General features: G+C 61.5%; 20 protein-coding genes. 9 read left to right on the forward strand and 11 right to left on the reverse strand.

The genetic code is table 11. The features are described from left to right. Positions 1–4: 4 nt before the first annotated feature. The 8 genes from V7773_RS14665 to V7773_RS14700 all read left to right on the forward strand — a co-directional run bounded on the left by V7773_RS14665 (position 5) and on the right by V7773_RS14700 (position 8,511). Positions 5–799 carry a carbon-nitrogen hydrolase family protein gene (locus V7773_RS14665; RefSeq protein WP_063324093.1) on the forward strand — a complete coding sequence of 265 codons (795 nt, stop codon included), beginning with the start codon at positions 5–7 and terminating at the stop codon, positions 797–799. Between the two features lie 62 nt (positions 800–861). Beyond that, positions 862–3,303 (forward strand): pyrroloquinoline quinone biosynthesis protein PqqF, encoded by a 2,442-nt coding sequence (pqqF, locus tag V7773_RS14670; protein ID WP_336073981.1) that lies wholly within the window; start codon positions 862–864, stop codon positions 3,301–3,303. A 169-nt stretch (positions 3,304–3,472) separates the two neighbouring features. Further along, positions 3,473–3,547, forward strand: coding sequence for a pyrroloquinoline quinone precursor peptide PqqA (gene pqqA, locus V7773_RS14675; RefSeq protein WP_003177660.1), 75 nt, complete (start codon positions 3,473–3,475; stop codon positions 3,545–3,547). Between the two features lie 80 nt (positions 3,548–3,627). Further along, on the forward strand, positions 3,628–4,539 hold the full coding sequence (pqqB, locus tag V7773_RS14680) for a pyrroloquinoline quinone biosynthesis protein PqqB (RefSeq protein WP_336073982.1): 912 nt from the start codon (positions 3,628–3,630) through the stop codon (positions 4,537–4,539). Positions 4,540–4,550: 11 nt separating this feature from the next. After that, positions 4,551–5,303, forward strand: a complete 753-nt coding sequence (pqqC, locus tag V7773_RS14685; protein WP_336073983.1) for a pyrroloquinoline-quinone synthase PqqC — start codon at positions 4,551–4,553, stop codon at positions 5,301–5,303. Then, positions 5,300–5,575: a pyrroloquinoline quinone biosynthesis peptide chaperone PqqD gene (gene pqqD / locus V7773_RS14690; protein WP_336073984.1), complete on the forward strand. Its 276-nt coding sequence runs from the start codon at positions 5,300–5,302 to the stop codon at positions 5,573–5,575. The genes pqqC and pqqD overlap by 4 nt, the downstream gene beginning before the upstream one ends. Then, positions 5,547–6,716: a pyrroloquinoline quinone biosynthesis protein PqqE gene (pqqE, locus tag V7773_RS14695; RefSeq protein ID WP_092146383.1), complete on the forward strand. Its 1,170-nt coding sequence runs from the start codon at positions 5,547–5,549 to the stop codon at positions 6,714–6,716. Before pqqD ends, pqqE begins: the two co-directional genes overlap by 29 nt. Beyond that, a complete protein-coding gene (locus V7773_RS14700) occupies positions 6,682–8,511 on the forward strand; it encodes a S9 family peptidase (protein ID WP_336073985.1) in 1,830 nt (609 codons plus the stop codon). Before pqqE ends, V7773_RS14700 begins: the two co-directional genes overlap by 35 nt. Positions 8,512–8,638: 127 nt before the next feature. Here V7773_RS14700 and V7773_RS14705 read toward each other — a convergent pair whose 3' ends face one another. From V7773_RS14705 to V7773_RS14725, 5 genes are all read right to left on the reverse strand, one after another. Next, positions 8,639–8,797 (reverse strand): YqaE/Pmp3 family membrane protein, encoded by a 159-nt coding sequence (locus tag V7773_RS14705; RefSeq protein WP_003177654.1) that lies wholly within the window; start codon positions 8,795–8,797, stop codon positions 8,639–8,641. Positions 8,798–9,142: 345 nt separating this feature from the next. Continuing rightward, positions 9,143–10,921 carry an acyl-CoA dehydrogenase C-terminal domain-containing protein gene (locus V7773_RS14710; RefSeq protein ID WP_336073986.1) on the reverse strand — a complete coding sequence of 593 codons (1,779 nt, stop codon included), beginning with the start codon at positions 10,919–10,921 and terminating at the stop codon, positions 9,143–9,145. 244 nt (positions 10,922–11,165) lie between these two features. After that, a complete protein-coding gene (locus V7773_RS14715) occupies positions 11,166–12,962 on the reverse strand; it encodes an acyl-CoA dehydrogenase C-terminal domain-containing protein (protein WP_336073987.1) in 1,797 nt (598 codons plus the stop codon). Between the two features lie 91 nt (positions 12,963–13,053). Next, a complete protein-coding gene (locus V7773_RS14720; RefSeq protein ID WP_092345332.1) occupies positions 13,054–14,343 on the reverse strand; it encodes a GGDEF domain-containing protein in 1,290 nt (429 codons plus the stop codon). Between the two features lie 278 nt (positions 14,344–14,621). Continuing rightward, a complete protein-coding gene (locus tag V7773_RS14725; protein WP_003206230.1) occupies positions 14,622–16,427 on the reverse strand; it encodes a phenylacyl-CoA dehydrogenase in 1,806 nt (601 codons plus the stop codon). A gap of 279 nt (positions 16,428–16,706) precedes the next feature. Here V7773_RS14725 and V7773_RS14730 point away from each other — a divergent pair, with 279 nt between their 5' ends. Then, on the forward strand, positions 16,707–17,972 hold the full coding sequence (locus tag V7773_RS14730) for a hypothetical protein (RefSeq protein ID WP_092146371.1): 1,266 nt from the start codon (positions 16,707–16,709) through the stop codon (positions 17,970–17,972). Between the two features lie 59 nt (positions 17,973–18,031). Here the strand turns inward: V7773_RS14730 and V7773_RS14735 are convergent, their stop codons facing one another. From V7773_RS14735 to bioB, 6 genes are all read right to left on the reverse strand, one after another. Beyond that, positions 18,032–18,328, reverse strand: a complete 297-nt coding sequence (locus tag V7773_RS14735) for a hypothetical protein (protein ID WP_063324082.1) — start codon at positions 18,326–18,328, stop codon at positions 18,032–18,034. 118 nt (positions 18,329–18,446) lie between these two features. Then, positions 18,447–19,127 (reverse strand): dethiobiotin synthase, encoded by a 681-nt coding sequence (gene bioD / locus V7773_RS14740; protein ID WP_063324081.1) that lies wholly within the window; start codon positions 19,125–19,127, stop codon positions 18,447–18,449. After that, complete coding sequence (bioC, locus tag V7773_RS14745; RefSeq protein WP_336073988.1) at positions 19,124–19,936, reverse strand: malonyl-ACP O-methyltransferase BioC; 813 nt, start codon at positions 19,934–19,936, stop codon at positions 19,124–19,126. The genes bioD and bioC overlap by 4 nt, the downstream gene beginning before the upstream one ends. Next, positions 19,929–20,660, reverse strand: coding sequence for an alpha/beta fold hydrolase (locus V7773_RS14750; protein ID WP_092345326.1), 732 nt, complete (start codon positions 20,658–20,660; stop codon positions 19,929–19,931). Before V7773_RS14750 ends, bioC begins: the two co-directional genes overlap by 8 nt. Further along, on the reverse strand, positions 20,653–21,831 hold the full coding sequence (gene bioF, locus V7773_RS14755) for an 8-amino-7-oxononanoate synthase (protein ID WP_092146365.1): 1,179 nt from the start codon (positions 21,829–21,831) through the stop codon (positions 20,653–20,655). Before bioF ends, V7773_RS14750 begins: the two co-directional genes overlap by 8 nt. Positions 21,832–21,992: 161 nt before the next feature. Next, the gene (gene bioB / locus V7773_RS14760) at positions 21,993–23,048 is read right to left on the reverse strand and encodes a biotin synthase BioB (RefSeq protein WP_063324077.1); all 1,056 of its coding nucleotides are present in this window, start codon (positions 23,046–23,048) and stop codon (positions 21,993–21,995) included. Positions 23,049–23,082 lie beyond the last annotated feature (34 nt).

Genomic DNA, 23,082 nt, shown 5'->3' on the forward strand with positions numbered 1-23,082 from the left:
TTCGATGCGCGTAGCCCTCTACCAATGCCCACCGCTGCCACTGGATCCGGCCGGCAACCTGCACCGCCTGCACCAGGTGGCGCTGGAAGCCAGGGGCGCCGATGTGCTGGTGCTGCCGGAGATGTTCATGACCGGCTACAACATCGGCGTCGACGCGGTGAATGTATTGGCCGAGGTCTACAACGGCGAGTGGGCGCAACAGATCGCCCGCATTGCCAAGGCCGCCGGCCTGGCGATTGTCTACGGCTACCCTGAGCGCGGCGAAGACGGGCAGATCTACAACGCCGTGCAGCTGATCGACGCCCAGGGTGAGCGCCTGGCCAACTACCGCAAGAGCCACCTGTTCGGCGACCTTGATCACGCCATGTTCAGCGCCGGCGACGCCGCATTGCCCATCGTGGAGCTCAATGGCTGGAAGCTTGGCCTCCTGATCTGCTACGACCTGGAATTTCCGGAAAATGCCCGACGCCTGGCCCTGGCCGGCGCCGAGCTGATCCTGGTGCCGACCGCCAACATGCAACCTTACGAGTTCATCGCTGACGTCACCGTGCGGGCCCGGGCCATCGAGAACCAGTGTTTCGTGGCGTACGCCAACTACTGCGGCCACGAAGGTGAATTGCAGTATTGCGGCCAAAGCAGTATCGCCGCACCGAATGGCAGCCGCCCGGCGCTTGCAGGGCTGGATGAGGCCTTGATCGTCGCAGAACTGGATCGACAACTGATGGACGACTCCCGCGCGGCCTACAACTACCTGCACGATCGCCGCCCTGAGCTTTACGACGACCTGCACAAACACTGATTGAGGATTGAGAACGCGGCCTAATCCGCTAGCATGAGCGCATCTTTGTTCTGGAAGCGCTCATGCCGGCCCCCGACTCCCTCCGCCCCCACACTGAAACCCTGGCCAACGGCTTGCGGGTGACATTGCGTCACGTCCCAGGCCTCAAGCGCAGCGCTGCAGTACTGCGAGTCGCGGCTGGCAGCCATGACGCGCCCCTGGCCTGGCCGGGATTGGCGCACTTGCTCGAGCATCTGTTCTTCCTCGGCACCGAGCGTTTTCCCGCAGGGGAGAACCTGATGGCCTACGTGCAGCGCCATGGCGGCCAGGTCAATGCACGCACCAGCGAACGCACCACGGATTTTTTCTTCGAATTGCCACCCGCAACCTTCGCCGAGGGACTGGAACGGCTGTGGGACATGCTCACTCACCCACGCCTGGATGAGGCCGATCAGTTGCGCGAACGAGAAGTGCTGCACGCCGAGTTCATCGCCTGGTCCCAGGATGCAGCTGCCCAGCGGCAGCTTGCCCTGCACGACGGCCTGTCGGCGAGCCATCCGCTGCGGGGTTTTCATGCCGGCAATCGCGACAGCCTCGCGGTGGCGCAAAGCGAATTCCAAAGCGCCTTGCACGACTTCTATCGCCGCTTTTACCAGAGCGGCCAGATGACCTTGAGCCTGGCCGGCCCGCAAAGCATCGACGCCTTGAAAGCGCTGGCTGAACAGTTCGGCAGCCACCTACCTGGCGGCGAAGCGCTTGCCAGGCCGGCACCACCAAGTTTGATGGCATCGTCCCCGACAAGTTATCAACAGGCCCGCGAGGGTTGCCTTGATCTGCTGTTCGCCTTCGAAGATTTACCCGCCGCCTCGCCTCAAGCCCTGGACTTTCTCTGTATGTGGCTGAACTCCAGCAAACCGGGCGGCTTGCTCGCCACGTTGCGTCAGCGCGGCCTGGCTGACAGCCTCAAGGCCACCGCGCTGTATGAGTTTGCCGGGCAGGCGCTGCTGCACCTCGAATTCAAGCACGCCAACGCTCCGGCATCGGCGCAAATCCAGCCGTTGCTGCACGACTGGCTGGGGTTCTTTGCCGCCCAGGACGACTGGGCGCCGTTGCGCCAGGAGTTCACCGCACGGTTGCAGCGCCGGCAGGAGACAGGATCGGCCTTGCAGGTGGCCCGCTGGGACGGTGAAGGACGTGACGGGCCGCTGTTGGCAAACGACCTCGTGAGGCTCAGGGAAATCCTCAGGCAACTGCACCCCGCCGATAACGTCGTGGAACCCTGGCAGTTGCCCGCACCCAATCCGTTCCTGCAAACGCCAAGCGAAGCGCCCCGCGCCGGGCTGATACGCGGCCAGACCAGCGCCCACCGCGGCTTGCGAACCTTCGCCCAGGACCGCTCCCGGGGGCGTCGGGAACGCTCACCCATGCAGTTCAGCCAGGCGCTGCCAGACAACGGTCGTGAAGGCGCGGTGTACCTGCGCTGGCAACTGGCGACCCAGACACCGCAGGACTTTCAATCCAGGCTCGACCGGCACCTGCAGGATGTGCGAGAGGATGCTCGCCAGGCCGGCGTGGATGTCAGCTTCCAACCCTCCGGTCATCAATGGCTACTGAAACTGGTTGGCTTACAGGCACCGATACCGTTGGTGCTCGAACACGTTCTGACGAAGCTTGCGCAACCGCTGCCAATGGCCCAGGCCAGTCACGAACCCCCACCGATGCCGATTCGGCATCTGTTGAAGGCGCTGCCAGATCACTGCCGCCCCAACCGCCAAGCGTCGGCGTTGCCAATGCCCGACAGCGACCAAAGCGTGTGGACAACGGCCCGATGGGACGGGCTGTGCATCGGCCTGTCGGCGGCCACCCAAGGGTCGTTGGGCCCTGCGTTGGCCCGAGTGCCGGGCATTACCGGCGATGAAGCCAGCCTGGCGCCGGCACCTCGCGGGCAACGCCTCTGGCATACGCTCCAGACTCACGGCGAAGAACCGGCCGTGTTGCTGTTTTGCCCGACAGCCACCCCGACGCTGGCCGACGAAGCCGCCTGGCGATTGCTGGCACAGCTGTGTCAGACGCCGTTCTATCAGCGCCTGCGCGTCGAGTTGCAGTTGGGCTATGCGGTGTTCAGTGGGTTGAAGCAGATCGACGGGCAAACCGGGATATTGTTCGGCGTCCAATCGCCCAGCCTTTCGGCGACGCAACTGAGCGCCCACATCGAACAGTTCCTGGCCGAATTACCGGCGTTGCTCCAGCAACTCGATGATGTCTCCCTGACCGGCCAGCAGCAGGCGCTTGCCGCCCAACTCCAGAGCACCGCCCTGCCCTGCGCCCAGGCCGCCGAGCTGCTCTGGCAGGGCAAGCTGGCCGGCCACCCGTCGGATTATCTTGAACAACTCTCCGCCGCCATCGTGTACCTGGATCGCACGCAGCTACAAAGAGCCGCCCAACGTCTGATCGAAGCTGAAGGGGGCTGGTATTGCCTGAGCAACGGAGCCTGTCCGGGAGAGCGCTGGCAAGCGCCGCAGTGATCGTTGCAGCGGCCGTAATGAGCTTTCTTCGAGAATCGCGGCGAACGATCTGTCAGATTTAGTAACATAGCCGCCTAAGCATCTGAACATCTCCGCGCGGAGGTGGACTATATGTATAGGTCTCAACCGTTCCAACTAACGAAAGCATCCCAACCAAAGGAGTATTCCCATGTCCTGGTCCAAACCCGCATATATCGACCTGCGTATCGGTTTCGAAGTCACCATGTACTTCGCCAGCCGTTGAATGCTGCAGGCGGTTAAGCACGCAGCACTACGCCTCGGCCAGCCGAGGCGTTTTTATTTCGGTTTGCAGATGGAGCAGCCATGTTCGTCCAGATTCTAGGTTCTGCCGCCGGTGGCGGTTTCCCCCAGTGGAACTGCAACTGCGCCAATTGCGCAGGTTTTCGCGACGGCAGCCTGCGGGCCCAGGCGCGCACCCAATCGTCCATCGCCCTGTCCGATGACGGTGTGAACTGGGTGCTGTGCAACGCCTCCCCGGACATTCGCGCCCAGCTCCAGGCGTTCGCCCCGATGCAGCCGGGCCGGGCCCTGCGCGACACCGGCATTGGCGCGATCATCCTGATGGACAGCCAGATCGACCACACCACCGGCCTGCTCAGCCTGCGTGAAGGGTGCCCGCACCAGGTCTGGTGCACCGACATGGTCCATGAAGACCTGAGCACCGGTTTCCCGCTGTTCAACATGCTGACCCACTGGAACGGTGGGCTGAGCTGGAACCGTATCGAACTCGACCAATCGTTCACCATCCCGGCCTGCCCGAACCTGCGCTTCACCCCGCTGCCCCTGCGCAGCGCCGCACCGCCCTATTCACCGCACCGCTTCGACCCGCACCCGGGCGACAATATCGGGCTGATCGTCGAAGACCTTCGCACGGGAGGCAAACTGTTCTATGCCCCGGGCCTGGGCAAGGTCGACGAGTCGTTACTGGAGATCATGGCCGGCAGCGATTGTCTGCTGGTGGACGGTACGATGTGGGACGACGATGAAATGCAGCGCCGTGGCGTCGGCACCCGCACTGGCCGGGAAATGGGCCACCTGGCGCAGAATGGTCCCGGCGGGATGCTGGAAGTGCTGGAGCAACTGCCCAATCAGCGCAAGGTCCTTATCCATATCAACAACACCAACCCGATCCTCGATGAAGACTCCGCCGAGCGGGCCGAGCTGGTGCGGCGCAATGTCGAAGTGGCTTACGACGGCATGAGTATTGAACTGTAGGAGCAACCGAAATGACTGACACCCCCCTGTCCCCCGCCGAGTTCGAAGCGGCCCTGCGTGCCAAGGGCACGTATTACCACATCCATCACCCCTATCACGTGGCGATGTATGAGGGCCGCGCGACTCGCGAGCAGATCCAGGGCTGGGTCGCGAACCGTTTTTACTACCAGGTGAATATCCCGCTCAAGGATGCCGCGATCCTGGCCAACTGCCCGGACCGGGAGATCCGCCGCGAGTGGATCCAGCGCCTGCTCGATCATGACGGCGCCCCCGGCGAAGACGGCGGTATCGAAGCCTGGCTGCGGCTGGGCCAGGCGGTGGGACTGGACCCCGATCAACTGCGCTCCCAGGAATTGGTGCTGCCAGGTGTGCGTTTCGCCGTGGACGCCTACGTCAACTTCGCCCGGCGGGCCTGCTGGCAGGAAGCCGCCAGCAGCTCGCTGACCGAACTGTTCGCCCCGCAGATCCACCAGTCGCGCCTGGACAGCTGGCCGCAGCATTACCCGTGGATCGACCCAGCCGGCTATCAATACTTCCGCACCCGCCTGGGCCAAGCCCGGCGTGACGTGGAGCATGGCCTGGCGATCACCTTGCAGCACTACACCACCCGCGCAGGGCAAGAGCGAATGCTGGAGATTCTCCAGTTCAAACTGGACATCCTCTGGAGCATGCTCGACGCCATGAGCATGGCCTATGAATTGAACCGCCCGCCCTATCACAGCGTGACCGACCAACGGGTTTGGCACAAAGGAATTACCTTATGAGTTTCGACCGCAGCCAAACCCCACGCTGGCGCCCCGGCTATCGTTTCCAGTACGAACCGGCCCAGAAAGGCCATGTGCTGCTCTATCCTGAAGGCATGATCAAGCTGAACGACAGCGCTGCGCTGATCGGCGGGCTGATCGACGGTGAACGGGATGTCGCGGCCATCGTCGGCGAGTTGGCGAAGCAGTTTCCCGACGTGCCGGAACTCGGTGACGACATCGAGCAATTCATGGAGGTCGCCCGTGCACAGCACTGGATCGAACTTGTCTGAGACCAACGGGCTGCCGCCCAAGCCTGAAGTCGGCCTGCCGCTGTGGCTGCTGGCCGAGCTGACCTACCGTTGTCCGCTGCAATGCCCGTACTGCTCCAACCCGCTGGACTTCGCCGAACAGGGCCAGGAGCTGAGCACCGAGCAGTGGTTCAAGGTCTTTCGCGAAGCCCGCGAGATGGGCGCCGCGCAGCTGGGCTTTTCCGGCGGCGAACCGTTGGTGCGCCAGGACCTGGCCGAGTTGATCGGCGAGGCGCGCCGGCTGGGTTTCTATACCAACCTGATCACTTCCGGCATCGGCCTGACCGAGCAGAAAATCAGCGACTTCAAGAAGGCCGGCCTCGACCATATCCAGATCAGTTTCCAGGCCAGCGACGAGCAGGTGAACAACCTCCTGGCCGGCTCGAAGAAAGCCTTCGCGCAAAAACTGGAAATGGCCCGGGCGGTGAAAGCCCACGGCTACCCGATGGTGCTGAACTTCGTGACCCATCGGCACAACATCGACAAGATCGATCGCATCATCGAACTGTGCATCGCTCTGGAGGCCGACTTCGTCGAGCTTGCCACGTGCCAGTTCTATGGCTGGGCGCAGCTCAACCGCGTCGGCCTGCTGCCCACTCGGGAACAACTGGTGCGTGCCGAGCGCGTCACCAACGAATACCGCGCCAAGCTGGAAGCGCAAGGCAATCCATGCAAGCTGATCTTCGTCACGCCGGACTACTACGAAGAACGCCCCAAGGGCTGCATGAACGGCTGGGGCAGCATTTTCCTCACCGTCACGCCGGACGGCACGGCATTGCCCTGTCACGGTGCCCGCCAGTTGCCGGTGCAATTTCCCAACGTGCGCGACCACAGCATGCAGCACATCTGGTACGACTCATTCGGCTTCAACCGCTTCCGCGGTTATGACTGGATGCCCGAACCGTGCCGCTCCTGCGATGAAAAAGAAAAGGACTTCGGCGGCTGCCGCTGCCAGGCGTTCATGCTCACCGGCGACGCCAGCAACGCCGACCCGGTGTGCAGCAAATCCGAACATCACGGGGTGATCCTGCAGGCGCGTGAAGACGCCGAGCACGCCACGCAAACCATCGAACAATTGGCCTTTCGCAATGAACGAAACTCGCGCCTCATCGCAAAAGGCTGAGCCTTTCAGCGCCGCCCAGGCCGTTGCCGCCGGCACCGACTTCGCCGAACTGCAGCTCGGGCCTTTGGGCCTGTTCTGGAATGAATACCGCCCCGCAGACGGTGCCTGCCGGATCTGGCATTGGCAAGACGCCATGCCCCGCTGCCTGACACCGGACGGGTTCAGCGCGCGCAGCCGGGTCTATGAATACGGCGGTGGATCATTCTGCCTGAGCCATTACGGTGTGCTGTTCGTCAATGAGGCCGACCAGCAGCTGTACCACCAATCCCTGAACGACGAACGCCCCATAGCGCTGACCTCGGGTGACTGCCGTTATGGGGATCTGAGCTTCGCCGACGGCCAGGTACTGGCGGTGGAAGAACAGGCCAACCAGCATCGCCTGGTGTCGATCGGGCTGGTGGATCATCAGCGACATCTGCTGGCCGAAGGTGCGGATTTCTACGCGTCACCCACCGTGAGCCCGGACGGCCAGCGGCTCGCCTGGATTGAATGGAGCCGCCCGCATCAACCCTGGACCGCAACGCGCTTGATGCTGGCCGAGCGCAACACCGCGGGTTGGGGTGCGCCGCGCTGTGTCGCGGGCAACGGTGAAGAAGAGTCCATCCAGCAACCGCGCTTCGATGCGGCCAGTCGTCTTTATTGCCTGACTGATCGCGGGGGTTATTGGCAGCCTTGGGTGGAGTCGGCCCAGGGCCTGGAACCGCTGCCTGCCGCTCAAGCCGATCATGCCCCAGCGCCGTGGCAACTGGGTGGCTGCACCTGGCTGCCGCTGGACCAACACACGTACCTAGCCAGTTGGACCGAAGCGGGCTTTGGACGCCTGGGCCTGTGCCACGTTGACGATGTCGATGAGGACTTCACCGGCACCCACACCCGCTTTCGCAGCCTGGCGTTGGATGAGCGGTTCATCTACGCGATTGCCGCCTCGCCGACCGGCCCATCGGCGGTCATTGCCATCGAGCGGCATAGTCATGAAGTGGCGGTGCTGGCCGGCGGCGTCGCGCCATTGCCCGTCGAACAGATCAGTCGGCCCCGCACCCTGCGATACCCCTCAGGCTCAAGCGAAGCCCATGGGTTCTTTTATCCGGCCATGACTGCCATCGAGAAACCGCCGCTGGTGGTGTTTATCCACGGTGGACCGACCTCAGCCTGCTACCCCATCTTTGATCCGCGTATCCAATACTGGACCCAACGCGGTTTCGCCGTCGCCGACCTCAATTATCGAGGCAGCAGTGGTTATGGCCGGGCGTATCGACAGGCGCTGCACTTGAACTGGGGGGGGGTGGATGTCGAGGATGCTTGCGCGGTGGTCGCGTATCTGGACGAGCGAGGCTTGATCGATGGTCGCTGCGCATTCATTCGGGGCGGCAGTGCCGGTGGATATACAACCCTGTGCGCCCTGGCGTTCCATGAGGTGTTCCGGGCCGGCGCCAGCCTCTATGGCGTCAGCGACCCCGTCGCCCTCGGCCGCACGACGCACAAGTTCGAAGGGGATTACCTGGACTGGCTGATCGGCGACCCGCAACACGATGCCGAACGCTACCGCGCCCGGACGCCGCTGCTGCATGCCGGGCGGATTCGCGTACCGGTGATCTTCTTTCAAGGCGAGCTGGACGCCGTGGTCGTGCCACAGCAGACCCGGGACATGGTCAGGGTTTTGGAGCAGAACCGCGTTACGGTCGAAGCGCACTACTACCCGGATGAGCGTCATGGTTTTCGCAAGGCGGCGAACCAGGCCCATGCGCTGGAGCATGAGTGGTTGTTTTATCGCAGGGTGATCGATTGCGGTCTATGACAACGGCGCTCATTGTGGCGAGGGAGCTTGCTCCCGCTCGATTGCGCAGCAATCGCAAAAACATTGGGACCGCTGCGCGCTCCAGCGGGAGCAAGCTCCCTCGCCACAGATAAATCCCCTCATGGCCTCAGCGCTTGGCGATGATGTACACCGCATGCACGATGCCAGGGATATAACCCAGCAGCGTCAGCAGGATATTCAGCCAGAAAGCCCCGCCAAAACCCACCTGCAGAAACACCCCCAATGGCGGCAGCAGGATGGCGATAATGATACGAATGAAATCCATGGATGACTCCCTGATCGACGATGGCCAAATTGCCATATAGCTCATTGACCCCAGGCCGCTCGCCAGGGTTCAGTGAAACGCAACCACAAGCAGCTCCGATGGAGGGCGCCTGCCAGGAACAAAAAACGCAGGCAAAAGAAAACCCCGCCGAAGCGGGGCTTTGCAGACTGTTTCCCTGACATCCATTTCACTCCGCCTTCCTGGCAGAATCCTACGTGTCCGTGTTGTTACTTTTGCGCATCCTGCGCGGCGTCCATGTGAAGTAGATTAGCCTTGGATCCAACCTGCCGATAGAGGGAAAACGCCAGCACATTGTGTAAGCGTTTGCTTACACAATGTCAGTTTTTAGAACTGTCCGGGCTCCAGCAAGAACAGCGACTCGCTCCCTGCCTTCACCGAAGCACTCAAAGAGTGAATACGCGGCAGCAGACGGGCGAAATAGAACCGCGCCGTGCCCAATTTGCTCGCGTAGAAATCATCCTGGCCTTCTTTGCCCAAGGCCGCCCTGGCCATCAGAGCCCACATGTAGGCATACGCGGTGTAGCCAAACGCCTGGAGATACTCCACCGACGCCGCGCCGATTTCGTTCGGGTTGCTTTTCGCTCGGTCCAACAACCATTCGGTCAGCTCATCCAGCGTACCGACCGCATCGTTCAGCGGCTTGGTGAACTCCGCCAGGTCGCTGCTCGCGGTGGCAGTGAAGTGCCGGATTTCATCGGCAAACAACTTGTAGAACGCACCGCCGCTGCCGACGATCTTGCGCCCCACCAGGTCCAGCGCCTGGATACCGTTGGTGCCTTCGTAGATCTGGGTGATACGCACATCGCGCACCAGTTGCTCCTGGCCCCATTCACGAATGTAACCGTGGCCGCCGAACACCTGTTGACCATGGACTGTGGTTTCCAGGCCCAGGTCGGTCAGGAAGGCCTTCGCCACCGGTGTCAGCAACGCCACCAGGTCTTCGGCGCGCTTGCGCGTGACTGGATCTTCGCTGAACTTGGCGGTGTCCAGTTGCATCGCCACGTAGGTGGAAAATGCCCGGCCGCCTTCGTTCGAGGCTTTCATGGTCAGCAGCATCCGACGCACGTCGGGGTGGACGATGATCGGGTCGGCGACCTTGTCCTTGTTCTGCGCACCGGTTGGCGAACGACTTTGCAGGCGGTCACGGGCGTATTCGATGGCGTTCTGGTAGGAACGCTCACCCGAGGCCAGGCCTTGGATGCCGACGCCCAGACGTTCGTAGTTCATCATGGTGAACATCGCCGCCAGGCCCTTGTTCGGCTCGCCTACCAGATAACCCACGGCTTCGTCGAAGTTCATCACGCAGGTGGCGGATGCCTGGATGCCCATCTTGTGTTCGATCGAGCCGCAGTTGGCCGCGTTGCGCGCGCCCAGGCTGCCGTCGGCATTGACCATGAACTTGGGCACCAGGAACAGCGAAATCCCCTTGGGGCCTGCCGGCGCGTCCGGCAGTTTCGCCAGCACCAGGTGAATGATGTTCTCGGTGAGGTCGTGCTCACCGCCAGTGATGAAAATTTTCGTGCCGCTGACCTTGTAGGAACCGTCGGCCTGGGGTTCGGCCTTGGTGCGGATGATCCCCAGGTCCGTACCGGCATGAGGCTCGGTCAGGCACATGGAACCGGCCCAGACGCCGGCGTACATGTTCGGCAGGTACGCTGCTTTCAATTCTTCACTGGCGTGGGCATTGATCGACAGGCAGGCGCCGGCGGTCAGCATCGGGTACAGGCCGAAGGACAGGCTGGCGGAGTTGACCATTTCCTCGACCTGGGCCGAAACGGCCTTGGGCATGCCCATGCCGCCGTACACCGGGTCACCGCCGACACCGACCCAACCGCCTTCAGCGTAAGTCTTGTAGGCCTGTGGGAAACCTGCCGGCGTGGTGACGGCACCGTCGGCCCAGTGGCAACCTTCTTCGTCAGCGGCGCGGCTGAGGGGCGCGATGCTTTTGCTGGTGACTTTGCCGGCTTCTTCAAGGATCGCTTCGACCGTTTCGGCATCCACGGTATCGGCCAACACCGGCAATTGGGCCCAGAGTTTCGCGACCTCGAACACTTCATTGAGGACGAAGCGCATATCGCGCAGGGGCGCTTTGTAGTCAGCCATGGCAAACCTCGCAGGATCTAAACAGTTGGTTCGTGAGAAAACGGTTTTTACATGGATCGGAGTGTACCTCAACAACTTTTGCGACACATAGGGTCAACCTATGACTGTTTTGTTATTTTTAGTCAGCATGTAGGCTTGAATGTGATGGTGGCTAGGGAGCTTGCTTCCGCTTGAGTGCGCAGCACTCACAAAAAGGGGCTGCTGCGCAGCCCAGCGGGAGCAAGCTCCCTCGCCACAGGTTCAGTCAGAGGGCAAACAACTCTGCAGGTAGCGTCATCAGGCAGTCGCTCCCGGCCTCGACCGCAGCCCGATGGGCGGTCGTACGCGGCAGCAGGCGCTTGAAGTAGAACTCGCAGGTCGCCAGTTTGGCCTGGCAGAAATCGCCGTCACCGTTGCCGCTGTCGAGTTGCGACTGAGCCACCAAGGCCATGCGCAACCACAGGTAGGCCAGGATGATGTAACCGCTGTACATCAAATAATCCACGGAGGCGGCGCCGACCTCATCTGGATTCTTCATGGCGGCCATGCCAACCCGAGTGGTCAGCTCGCCCCACTGCTGGTTGAGCCCGTCGAGTTGCGCGACGTACGCCTTGAGCTGCGGGTGTTCGGCATTGGCCACGCAGAATTTATGGACGATTTTGGCGAAACCTCGCAGCAATCTGCCCTGGCTGCCCAGCACCTTGCGTCCCAGCAGATCCAGGGCCTGGATTCCATTAGTGCCCTCGTAGATCGGCGCGATGCGGCAATCTCGCACCAACTGCTCCATGCCCCACTCACGAATGAAGCCGTGACCGCCAAACACTTGCATGCCGTGGTTGGTCACCTCCAGCCCGGTGTCGGTCATGAAAGCCTTGCAGATCGGCGTGAGGAACGCCAGCAGGTCCTCGGCCTCCTGGCGGGCGGTTTCGTCCGGGCTCAGGTGCGCGGTATCGAGCAATTGCGCGGTGAAATAGGTCAGCGCCCGATTGCCTTCGTTGAAGGCTTTCATGGTCAGCAGCATCCTGCGCACATCGGGATGGACGATGATCGGGTCGGCGACTTTTTCCGGCGCCTTGGGGCCGGTCAGCGCGCGCATCTGCAAACGGTCGTTGGCGTACCTGATGGCGCCCTGGAAGCTCGCCTCGCCCAGGCACAGGCCCTGCATGCCAGTGCCGAGCCGGGCGTGGTTCATCATGGTGAACATGCAATTGAGGCCCTTGTTCGGCTCGCCGATGAGGAACCCCTTGGCCCCATCGAAATTCAGCACACAGGTGGCCGATGCCTTGATGCCCATCTTGTGTTCAATCGAACCACAGGACACGCCATTGCGCGCCCCTGCCTCACCCCTGGCGTCGGGCAGGAACTTGGGCACGATGAACAGCGAGATGCCCTTGGTCCCGGCGGGAGCGTCCGGCAACTTGGCCAGCACCAGGTGGATGATGTTATCGCTCATGTCGTGTTCGCCGGCGGAAATGAAGATCTTGCTGCCGGAGATCGCATGGCTGCCGTCGGCCTGGGGCACGGCGCGGGTCTTGATGATGCCCAGGTCGGTGCCGCAGTGGGCTTCGGTCAGGCACATGGTGCCTGTCCACTGGCCGGCGGTGAGTTTGCTCAGGTAGGTCTGTTTCTGTTCTGCCGTGCCGTGGGCATGGATCGCCGACATGGCGCCATGAGTCAGGCCCGGGTACATGCCCCAAGACGTGTTGCTGGAGCCGATCATCTCGCTGATGACCAGGCCCAGGGAGCTAGGCAGGCCCTGGCCGCCATACGCCGGGTCCGCCGCCAGCCCATGCCAGCCGCCCTCCACGTACTGTGCGAAAGCCTGCTTGAAGCCTGTCGGCGTGGTGACTACACCGTTGTCGAAATGGCAACCCTCTTCATCACCGGAGCGATTGAGCGGCGCCAGCACGTTCTCACAGAACCTGGCAGCTTCTTCGAGGATCGCGCTGACCATGTCCGGGCTGGCGTCGCTGGCGCCCAGCTCGGCATAGCGGCCATGGAAATCGAAGACGTGATCGATCAGAAAGCGCATGTCGCGCAGTGGGGCTTTGTACTCGGGCATGGTGGTTTTCTCCGGTAGCAGATCGTTTCAACCTACTGCCGGCCACCCAGGCCCACAATCACAGTCCAGACGCTGAATGCGCCGTCATCACTCAACCCGCGGCAGTCTCCATGCGCACCGCACCGCGGCGGTTCTGCCCGAAGGCAATCACACAGTTACGCCCCGCGCCCTTGGCGTTATAGAGCGCCTGGTCGGCGGACTTGAGCACTTCTTCAGGCGTGCGTTGCTCGAGACGTTCCGCGACACCGATGCTGACCGTCACCGAGACGCTGGACGCACCGGCACCGGAGCGACGCTGGCGGCCTTGTTGGTCGTCCTGGGGACGACTGTCAGGGTTGCGCAGTTGGATGGCGTACGTCTCGATGGACTGGCGAATGACTTCCAGATGGGGCATGCATTCGTCGATGGTCTTGCCTGCGAACACCAGGGCAAATTCCTCACCGCCGTAGCGATACGCCCTACCGCCACCGCCGATTTTCGACAATTTGCTGGCCACCAGGCGCAGGACTTGGTCACCCACATCGTGGCCGTGGGTGTCGTTGAATTTCTTGAAGTGGTCCACGTCGCTCATCGCCAGCACATAATTGCGCCCCAGGCGCTGCATGCGTTCGTTCAGCGCCCGACGGCCCGGCAGGCCGGTGAGTTCGTCACGGAAGGCCATTTGATAGGCCTCATGGGCGACCGCCGCAGCGATCATCAACATCACCTGGCTGCACATGATGTTCAGGGTGAACGGCAGGATGAAGGTTTTCGGCAACATCCAGAACAACCCCAGCACCCCCACCAATTGCGCAGCATGCAGTGGCCGGGGGTTGCGCCAATATTGCCAGGCCAGCAGCAGGAACGCGGCGGCGAACATCGGGTAAGACAATTGAATCAGGCTCATCCAGGCACCGTGCAACGCCGGCCAGCGGATCTCCGAAAGCCACAACAGCAAGGCCTGGGGGAAACTCTGCTCCAGGGCCAGCGCCACGCTGCCAAAGACCAGCAACACCGCGAACCGCGCCACCATGTCCTGAAACAGATGGGTACGCTCCTGCCATGCGGCGAACAGCCCGAACAACAACGGCAACAACAGGCAAACGAGATGGAACACCACCGCCGCGTCTTCGCGCACCTTGCCGTTATCGCGATAGAAGTCAGTCTGGGTGTCCAGTAGGAAATAGGCGATGTACACCGTGACCATCAGAAACAGTTCACGTTGACGTCGGTAGACCGCGCAATACGCCCCACCCAGCAACAACACCAGCGTCGGGAGCACGTTGAACAGCGAGGTGAAGAAAACGTTGAGATCCTTGACGTAGGCAGCCGCAAGCCCCGCCAGCAACAGCAGCAATGACGGCAGGAAATGGCTGAAACGTACAGCGGAAGAACGCGGCAAGGGTAAAGCTCCAACCCGGCTGATCAAAGATGGCATTGTGCCTGCAACTGGAGCAGTAAGGCACGCGAGATGTGACAGATGTCACACTGCCATCGCTGTAACGGCAGAGGTGACGGTTTTCTTAGGGTCGAGTTGGATGAATATTGTTTCAGGATCCTGGTTGCCCCTGTGTGCGAGCTCGCTCCCACAAGGGCCTGCGGTGAATACAAATTTGTGGCAGGCATGAAAAAGCCGCTGCTCCCGAAGAAGCAGCGGCTTTTGGAAGAAGCGCGTGAGGCTTAGTAGCCCAGCGCGAAGTCCTCTTCCTTCATGTCCATCAGGTTGTTGGCGCCCGACAGCATGGTTGCCACGTGGGTACGGGTACGCGGCAGGATGCGCTGGAAGTAGAAGCGCGCGGTCTGCAGCTTGGCGGTGTAGAAGGCTTCTTCAGTGGTGCCGGCTGCGAGTTTTTCCGCCGCCAGGCGCGCCATGTCGGCCCAGAAATAGGCCAGGCAGGCGTAACCGGAGTACATCAGGTAGTCCACCGACGCGGCGCCGACTTCTTCGCGATCCTTCATGGCCGCCATGCCGACCTTCATGGTCAGCTCGCCCCATTCCTTGTTCAGCGCAGCCAGGGGTTCTACGAATTCCTTGACCGCTTCGTTGCCTTCGTTGCCCTGGCAGAACTTGTGGACGATCTTGGTGAAGCCCTTGAGTGCCTCGCCCTGGGTCATCAGCACTTTACGGCCCAGCAAGTCGAGTGCCTGGATGCCGGTGGTGCCTTCGTACAGCATCGAGATACGGCTGTCGCGAACGTTCTGCTCCATGCCCCACTCGGCGATGAAGCCGTGGCCGCCATAGATCTGTACGCCGTGGTTGGCCGATTCGAAACCGACTTCGGTCATGAAGGCCTTGGCGATCGGCGTCATGAACGCCAGCAGTGCATCGGCCTTTTTCTTCTCTTCTTCATCCACGCCGTACTTGACGATGTCGACCTGCTTGGCGGTGAAGTAGACCATCGCCCGGTTACCTTCGGCGAAGGCCTTCATGGTCAGCAGCATGCGACGCACGTCAGGGTGGACGATGATCGGATCAGCGGCCTTGTCTGGCGCTTTCGGGCCGGTCAGGGAACGCATTTGCAGGCGGTCGCGAGCGTATTTCAGGCCGCCCTGGAAACCGATTTCGGCGTGGGCCAGGCCTTGCAGCGCGGTGCCCAGGCGTGCGGTGTTCATGAAGGTGAACATACAGTTCAGGCCTTTGTTCGCCGGGCCGATCAGGTAACCGGTGGCCGCGTCGAAGTTCATCACGCAAGTGGCGTTGCCGTGGATGCCCATCTTGTGTTCCAAGGAACCGCAGCTCACCGCGTTGCGCTGGCCGATGGAGCCGTCGGCGTTAGGCAGGAACTTGGGAACGATGAACAGCGAAATGCCCTTGGTACCAGCCGGTGCGTCCGGCAGGCGCGCCAGCACGATGTGAACGATGTTGTCGGCCATGTCGTGTTCGCCGGCCGAAATGAAGATCTTGGTGCCGGAAACCTTGTAGGAACCATCGGCCTGAGGCTCGGCCTTGGTGCGCAGCATGCCCAGGTCAGTGCCGCAGTGTGGTTCGGTCAGGCACATGGTGCCGGTCCATTCACCGGACACCAGCTTGGTCAGGTAAGCCTCTTGTTGCTCAGGCGTACCGTGCTCGGAAATGGTGTTCATCGCGCCATGGGACAGGCCCGGGTACATGCCCCACGACCAGTTGGCTTCACCGACCATCTCGCTGACTGCCAGGCCGAGGGATTCCGGCAGGCCTTGACCGCCGTGCTCGACGTCGTGGGCCAGGCTTGGCCAGCCGCCTTCGACGAATTGCTTGTAGGCTTCCTTGAAACCAGTCGGGGTCTTCACGCCGGACTCGCTCCAGGTGCAACCTTCGATGTCGCCCACACGGTTCAGCGGAGCCAGCACCTGCTCACAAAACTTGGCGCCTTCTTCGAGAATGGCGTCAACCATGTCCGGAGTTGCGTCCTGGCAAGCCGGAAGGCTCTGATAATGCGCTTCGTAGCCAAGCAGTTCGTCACGAACGAAGCGAATATCACGCAAGGGGGCCTTGTAGTCAGGCATAGCGATAAACCTCTGCTGATGTAACCGGGAATGAACGACCGCGTGGATTTGTTGTAGCGATCAAACAGTTGTTTGAAACATACGTTTACGCCGAAATCTTGTCAAGCACCGATCCGTTACCACTCGTCCCTCGTCTTGAAATTGATCGCGCTTGGCGCGGACCAACGCCACGACTGTCAACCTTTACAGGTTCGGCTTTGCGAGAAAACTGGTGTACTGACTCCGAGGCACAGAACAGCGCCGTTTCGGTCCAGACTAGTTCCCAATGGAGGAAAGCACATGGCCACTCAATCCGCAGGAGACAGTTCGAATCGCATACCAGGCGAACTGGACCGGAAATTTGGTACAGATGGCTATATTCAATTCAATGAACGAGGTAGCGCCACCACGATTGCTCACGACAGGGAAGCCAAATTGGTCTTTGCCTTGCAACTCCAGGATCATTTTGCACTGACGCGCTACCTGCCTAACGGGACCAGGGACGAGGCGTTCCAGGAAATTGGTTGGAATTTCCGGGATGGCGACAAGAGCTGGCCGACACGCGTATTGCTGCAAGAGGATGAGAAAATCCTGCTCATCGGAGCTTCGTCAAAAAACAGCGAGTGGAACCCGGCGGCGGTGCGTTTTCTTGCAAATGGCGGTCATGACATCGTGTTCGGTCGTAGGAGCCTCCCTGGCCCCGTCAATGCAAACCATGGGTCGATATGGAATGACAAACTCGTAGATGGATGCCTGCAAAAAAATCAAAAAATATTGATCTGCGCCACTTACTTCCTTTTTCCTGACGAAGAAAAACCAGAAGCATCGCTTAGTCGCCTGTTTTGCCTGCAACCCAACGGGGAACTTGATACTGGCTTCGGCGCAGGCCGCGGCTTCATCGATATCCGATTCCATGACCACGCAAGCTTCGCCTGTAATGTGCAGGTACAAAGGGATAGCAAGATCATTGTGGCTGGCAGTTGGCGACGCCTGGACGAAACCCTGAGGACGCGAACCGTTGCTCGCTACATGCCGACAGGCGAATTGGACCTTAGCTTTGGTAATAACGGTTTCGCCGATATCGTTGTTGAAGGAGAGGCCGCGCAATTGCTGCCTGCAGAGCGCTTTAAGCCGGAGATCGTTACCCGCGTGCTGGTCCAGAATGACGACAAGATTCTCGTCGCCGGCTACGCCAACGCTCCAGACGACCTGCAAAGCGGCTTACTTGTCAGATTGGAAGCGAACGGTGAAATGGATGGAAGTTTCAATAACGGTGAACCGCTACTGATTTCTCGCACTTTAAACAAACTGAGCCACAACTCGATGACTCTGCAACTGGACGGCAGAATCGTGGTGGTAGGTACCGCCGTCTCGGCAGGTGTAAACCTGAGGCAGTACGAGCGCGTGACTCAGAGCGGACAGTTAGAGGGCTTCTTTTTGGCGCAAAGCCCCGGCGACTGTGCAGATGTGACAGTCCAACCCTTGGGGCGGGTTGTTATTGCAGGCAGCTCTGGAGTTGGTAGCGCAATTACCCCAACGATCTGGGGATACATCGGAAGCTCATGAGGCGGGATGGTATGCACTCAAATCGGCATGAAGCGTTGAGTGCATTTGCCTAACGACGTTCAGGCAAACGTATCGATCAACGTACCGAGCATTTCGTCGGATGCCTTGGCGACATTAACACCCAGTTGCACCTGGAACTTGCCCTGGGCCATATCGACCATGTTGCTGGCCACGTCCGATTGCTGGCTACGGTCCACCGAGCGCAGGCGATCGACCTGGACTTCGGACGACTGGCTGGTGACCGAACGCTCGATCGTATTGTTGGCGATCTGGCTGGAGGCCTGATCGACGCGGTTCTGCCCTGTCTGAATCGTGCTCAGACCGGCATAGAACGCGGTACTTCCTGAGATTTCCATGGCAGAGCTCGTCTTCTTGAAGGGTCGACAGTGGCCATTGAATCAGAAGCCCCGGGAAAAGGCCCGACAAAAACACTAATGGCACAGTGCCGCGTCATAGGCAAAACCTTGGCGGGACTCAGTCCAGCAGATCCAGTTGCAGGTGTCCGGCCACGGCTTCGGCCGTCACGCTCTGAATCCGCGCCACCCTGCCCAGGCACGGCGCCGGAAGTCGCTCGGCCAACGTTGCCAGGTTTTCTTCCAGGCGCGAGGTGGCCGGGTCGACGATGTTCGCGACCCAACCGGCAAGCTGCAAGCCATCACGGGCGATAGCCTCGGCGGTCAACAACGCGTGGCTGATGCAACCCAGGCGTACGCCCACCACCAGAATCACCGGCAAGCCCAGCGCGATCGCCAGATCGGAAAGATTGTCCTGGCCGGCCAGCGGCACGCGCCAACCACCCGCGCCTTCGATCAAGGTGAAGTCGGCGCCCAGCGCCAGCACTTCGCGCATCGGGCCGAGTAGCGACTGCACCGTCAACGCAACGCCCGCTTCCCGAGCGGCCAAGTGCGGCGCTATTGCCGGTTCGAACGCCACCGGATTGACCTGTGCATACGTCAACGGTATCGAGCATTCGGCCAGCAAGGCCAAGGCATCGGCGTTGCGCAGGCCCTTGGGCGTCACGTCGCAGCCAGAGGCCACGGGTTTTCCGGCAGCCGTGCTCATGCCAGCCTGTCGCGCAGCATGCAGCAGGCCTGCCGCGACGGTGGTCTTGCCCACGTCGGTGTCAGTGCCGGTAATGAAGTAGGCCTGGCTCATAGCGGTTTCTCCAAAACGGCGTAGACCACCTGGTAAGTCGCCGGCAGTCCCAGCGCCTGACGAAACTGCTCATAGGCTTCAACCAGCGCCAGGATCCGCGCCCTGCCGGTCAAGCCGCCGGGGCGGCCGGGGTTCAGATTGTGGGCGCCCAAGGCTTTCAATTCGTGAGTCAGACTGCGCACGTCGGGGTAATGCAACACATGGGGACGGTTTTCCAGACTGACGACATTCAGCCCGCTGTCCGCGCAAAGGTGTTGATACGTCTCGAACCCACGGAAACGATTGACGTGCACCAAGCCATCCACCTGACGCCAACTGTCGCGCAATTCGTACAAAGTGCCTACACAAAGGCTGGTGAAGGCAAACACCCCACCCGGTTTCAACACACGATGGGCCTCGCTCAGCACCGCGGCAAAATCCGCACACCATTGCACCGCCAGGCTGGAGAACACCAGGTCACAGCTCGCCGCTTGCAAAGGCAACCGCTCAGCATCACCCGCGACAAAATGCGCAGCGCCACCTTGGGGACGAGCATGGTTGAGCATGCCTTCGGCGATGTCCAACGCCAGGCCGGAATCCACGCCAAAACGCGCGCCCAGGGCCCGGGTGAAATAGCCAGTGCCGCAGCCCAGGTCCAGCCAACGTTGTGGGATAAACGAAGACGGCAAGCGCCCGAGCAACTGTTGGCCCACGTCGCGCTGCAGTTCGGCCACGCTGTCATAGCTGGTTGCCGCCCGGGAAAACGAAGCCGCCACCTGGCGCTTGTCGGGCAAGGCACCGGGCAATTTGGGAAGAGACAGATCAGTCATCGCCGGACTCATGCAAAAAAGCCTGGATCGCCCCCGCGACACCGTGCGGGTCCTCCAGAAGGAATCCGTGGCCGGCCTGTTCGATCAGGCCGATTTCGACATCCGGCAGCAAGACCAGCAACTCACCCGCGGCTTCGGCCGGCACCAGGGCATCGAGCCCGGCAAACAGATGCAATTGCGGGCCACGAAAGCGCTGCAATGCGGCGCGAGTGTCCAATTGCGCCAACAGTTCGAGCCCGGCCATCAAGACCTCGGGCGATGTGCCCGGCGCCCCGGCCAATAACAACCGCGACAACCCGCGTGGGTCGCTGCTGCCCTGGGCGCACAGCAAACTGAAGCGCTTGAGGGTCTGGCGTGGATCGGCCGCACAGCCGGCGAGAAAACCATCGAAGGTTGCTCCATCCATCGCACTCGGCCATTGCTCATGGGCAACAAAGGACGGATTGCTCGCCAGGGTCAGCAGGCCGCAGCAGCGCTCACCCCGACGCGCCGCCAGCGCCGAGGCCAGCATACCGCCCAGGGACCAACCGCCCAGCCAGGCATCCTGGGGCACGGTGGCGTCCAATTCTTCGAGCCATTCATCCGGATCGTTCGATAGCAACGCCGGCAACGGTTCGATTTCCACTCGCAAGTGTTCGTCGAGCCCGTGCAACGCTGCCGCCAGCGGCTCCAGCGGTGAAACGCCCAAGCCCCAGCCCGGCAGCAATATCAGTCGGTCACGCATCGCTTGGCTCCGGTCCCAACAGGGCAAAACACTCGGCCAGTGCATTCAACAATAGCTGCACCTGGGCCTCGCTGTGAGCAGCGGTCAGGGTCACGCGCAAACGGGCGCTGCCAGCCGGTACGGTGGGTGGGCGGATCGCCGTGACCATCAGCCCGCGCTCACGCAGCATTTGCGACAAACGCATGGCCCGTCCCGCATCGCCAATCAGGATCGGCTGGATCGGCGTGAAGCTGTCCATCAATTGCAGGCCGATCTGCTCGGCGCCCTGGCGGAACTGACGAATCAGCACCTGCAAGTGCTCGCGCCGCCAATGCTCGCTGCGCAGCAGCTCAAGGCTCTTGAGCGTGGCGCAAGCCAGGGCCGGCGGTTGGCTGGTGGTGTAGATGTAGGGGCGAGCGAACTGGATCAGGCTTTCGATCAGTTCTTCACTGCCGGCGACAAAAGCCCCGGCGGTGCCAAAGGCCTTGCCCAGGGTGCCCACCAACACCGGCACGTCATCCTGGCTCAAGCCAAAATGCTCGACGATACCGCCGCCATTGGCTCCCAACGGGCCGAAACCGTGTGCATCGTCGACCATCAGCCAGGCGCCCTTGGCCTTGGCTTCACGGGCCAGGGCCGGCAGGTCGGCGATGTCGCCGTCCATGCTGAACACGCCATCGGTAACCACCAGGGTATTGCCGGTGGCTTTTTCCAGGCGGCTGGCCAAACTCTGGGCATCGTTGTGCAGGTAACGGTTGAAACGCGCACCGGACAACAGCCCGGCGTCGAGCAGCGAGGCATGATTGAGGCGGTCTTCCAGTACCGTGTCGCCCTGCCCCACCAGCGCGGTGACCGCACCGAGGTTGGCCATGTAACCGGTGGTGAACAGCAACGCCCGCGGGCGGCCGGTCAGGTCGGCCAAGGCTTCTTCCAAAGCATGGTGAGGGCCGCTGTGGCCGATCACCAAATGGGAGGCGCCCCCCCCGACACCCCAACGGAGCGCCCCGGCGCGCCAGGCTTCGATCACTTGCGGGTGATTGGCCAGGCCCAGGTAATCGTTGTTGCAGAACGCCAGCAACGGCTGGCCGTCCACCACCACTTCCGGGCCCTGCGGGCTTTCGAGCAGCGGGCGCTGGCGATAGAGGTTGTCGGCACGACGGGCAGCCAGGCGTGCGGCGAGATCGAAGGGCATGCAGGCCTCAACTGTTTAAAGACTGGCCAAAGCCCCTTGTGGGAGCGAGCTTGCTCGCGATAGCGGTGTGTCAGTCGACATCAATGCGAATGTTCCATCGCCATCGCGAGCAAGCTCGCTCCCACAGGGTCTTGCATTCCAATCCGGGTATCGGTGAGTGGTCAGACAGCGGCGTTATAAAACTGCTCGCTGCTCTTCTGCTCCACCAGCGCCTGTTCAATCGCTGCCTGGTGCACTTCGTCGGCATGTTCTTCGCGGGCTTCGGGCTGGATGCCCAGGCGTGCGAACAACTGCATGTCCTTGTCGGCTTGCGGGTTGGCGGTGGTCAACAGCTTGTCGCCGTAAAAAATCGAGTTGGCACCGGCCAGGAACGCCAGGGACTGCATCTGCTCGTTCATCGCTTCACGGCCGGCGGACAGCCGCACATGGGACTGGGGCATCATGATCCGCGCCACGGCGAGCATGCGGATGAAATCGAACGGATCGACGTCCTCGGCATTCTCCAGCGGCGTGCCGGCGACTTTGACCAACATGTTGATCGGCACCGATTCCGGGTGCTCCGGCAGGTTCGCCAACTGGATCAGCAGGTTGGCGCGGTCGTCCAGGGACTCGCCCATGCCCAGGATGCCGCCGGAGCAGATCTTCATCCCCGAATCACGCACATAGGCCAGGGTTTGCAGGCGCTCGCTGTAGGTGCGGGTGGTGATGATGCTGCCGTAGAACTCCGGCGAGGTGTCGAGGTTGTGGTTGTAGTAGTCCAGGCCAGCCTGGGCCAGCGCTTCGGTCTGTTCCTGGTCGAGACGGCCCAGGGTCATGCAGGTTTCCAGGCCCATGGCCTTCACGCCTTTGACCATTTCCAGCACATACGGCATGTCCTTGGCCGACGGATGCTTCCAGGCCGCGCCCATGCAGAAACGGGTCGAACCGATGGCCTTGGCCCGTGCAGCCTCTTCGAGGACCTTCTGCACTTCGAGCAATTTCTCTTTATCCAGGCCGGTGTTGTAGTGACCGGACTGCGGACAATATTTGCAATCTTCCGGGCACGCGCCGGTCTTGATCGACAGCAGCGTGGAAACCTGGACGCGATTGGCGTCGAAGTGCGCGCGGTGCACGGTCTGCGCCTGGAACAGCAGGTCATTGAATGGCTGGACGAAGAGTGCTTTGACTTCGGCCAAAGACCAGTCATGACGCAGGTTGGCAGTGGTGCTGGCGCTCATGGGCATTTCCTTGATTATGCTTGGCTGGCGCCTG

Source organism: Pseudomonas sp. 3JA (assembly GCF_036961705.1).
Classification (GTDB): Bacteria; Pseudomonadota; Gammaproteobacteria; order Pseudomonadales; family Pseudomonadaceae; genus Aquipseudomonas; species Aquipseudomonas fluorescens_Q.

Coding starts and splice junctions, on each gene's coding strand:
- V7773_RS14665 (WP_063324093.1), top strand. CDS start 5: ATGCGCGTAGCCCTCTACCAATGCCCACCGCTGCCACTGGATCCGGCC.
- pqqF (WP_336073981.1), top strand. CDS start 862: ATGCCGGCCCCCGACTCCCTCCGCCCCCACACTGAAACCCTGGCCAAC.
- pqqB (WP_336073982.1), top strand. CDS start 3,628: ATGTTCGTCCAGATTCTAGGTTCTGCCGCCGGTGGCGGTTTCCCCCAG.
- pqqC (WP_336073983.1), top strand. CDS start 4,551: ATGACTGACACCCCCCTGTCCCCCGCCGAGTTCGAAGCGGCCCTGCGT.
- pqqD (WP_336073984.1), top strand. CDS start 5,300: ATGAGTTTCGACCGCAGCCAAACCCCACGCTGGCGCCCCGGCTATCGT.
- V7773_RS14700 (WP_336073985.1), top strand. CDS start 6,682: ATGAACGAAACTCGCGCCTCATCGCAAAAGGCTGAGCCTTTCAGCGCC.
- V7773_RS14705 (WP_003177654.1), bottom strand. CDS start 8,797: ATGGATTTCATTCGTATCATTATCGCCATCCTGCTGCCGCCATTGGGG.
- V7773_RS14710 (WP_336073986.1), bottom strand. CDS start 10,921: ATGGCTGACTACAAAGCGCCCCTGCGCGATATGCGCTTCGTCCTCAAT.
- V7773_RS14715 (WP_336073987.1), bottom strand. CDS start 12,962: ATGCCCGAGTACAAAGCCCCACTGCGCGACATGCGCTTTCTGATCGAT.
- V7773_RS14725 (WP_003206230.1), bottom strand. CDS start 16,427: ATGCCTGACTACAAGGCCCCCTTGCGTGATATTCGCTTCGTTCGTGAC.
- V7773_RS14730 (WP_092146371.1), top strand. CDS start 16,707: ATGGCCACTCAATCCGCAGGAGACAGTTCGAATCGCATACCAGGCGAA.
- V7773_RS14735 (WP_063324082.1), bottom strand. CDS start 18,328: ATGGAAATCTCAGGAAGTACCGCGTTCTATGCCGGTCTGAGCACGATT.
- bioD (WP_063324081.1), bottom strand. CDS start 19,127: ATGAGCCAGGCCTACTTCATTACCGGCACTGACACCGACGTGGGCAAG.
- bioC (WP_336073988.1), bottom strand. CDS start 19,936: ATGACTGATCTGTCTCTTCCCAAATTGCCCGGTGCCTTGCCCGACAAG.
- V7773_RS14750 (WP_092345326.1), bottom strand. CDS start 20,660: ATGCGTGACCGACTGATATTGCTGCCGGGCTGGGGCTTGGGCGTTTCA.
- bioF (WP_092146365.1), bottom strand. CDS start 21,831: ATGCCCTTCGATCTCGCCGCACGCCTGGCTGCCCGTCGTGCCGACAAC.
- bioB (WP_063324077.1), bottom strand. CDS start 23,048: ATGAGCGCCAGCACCACTGCCAACCTGCGTCATGACTGGTCTTTGGCC.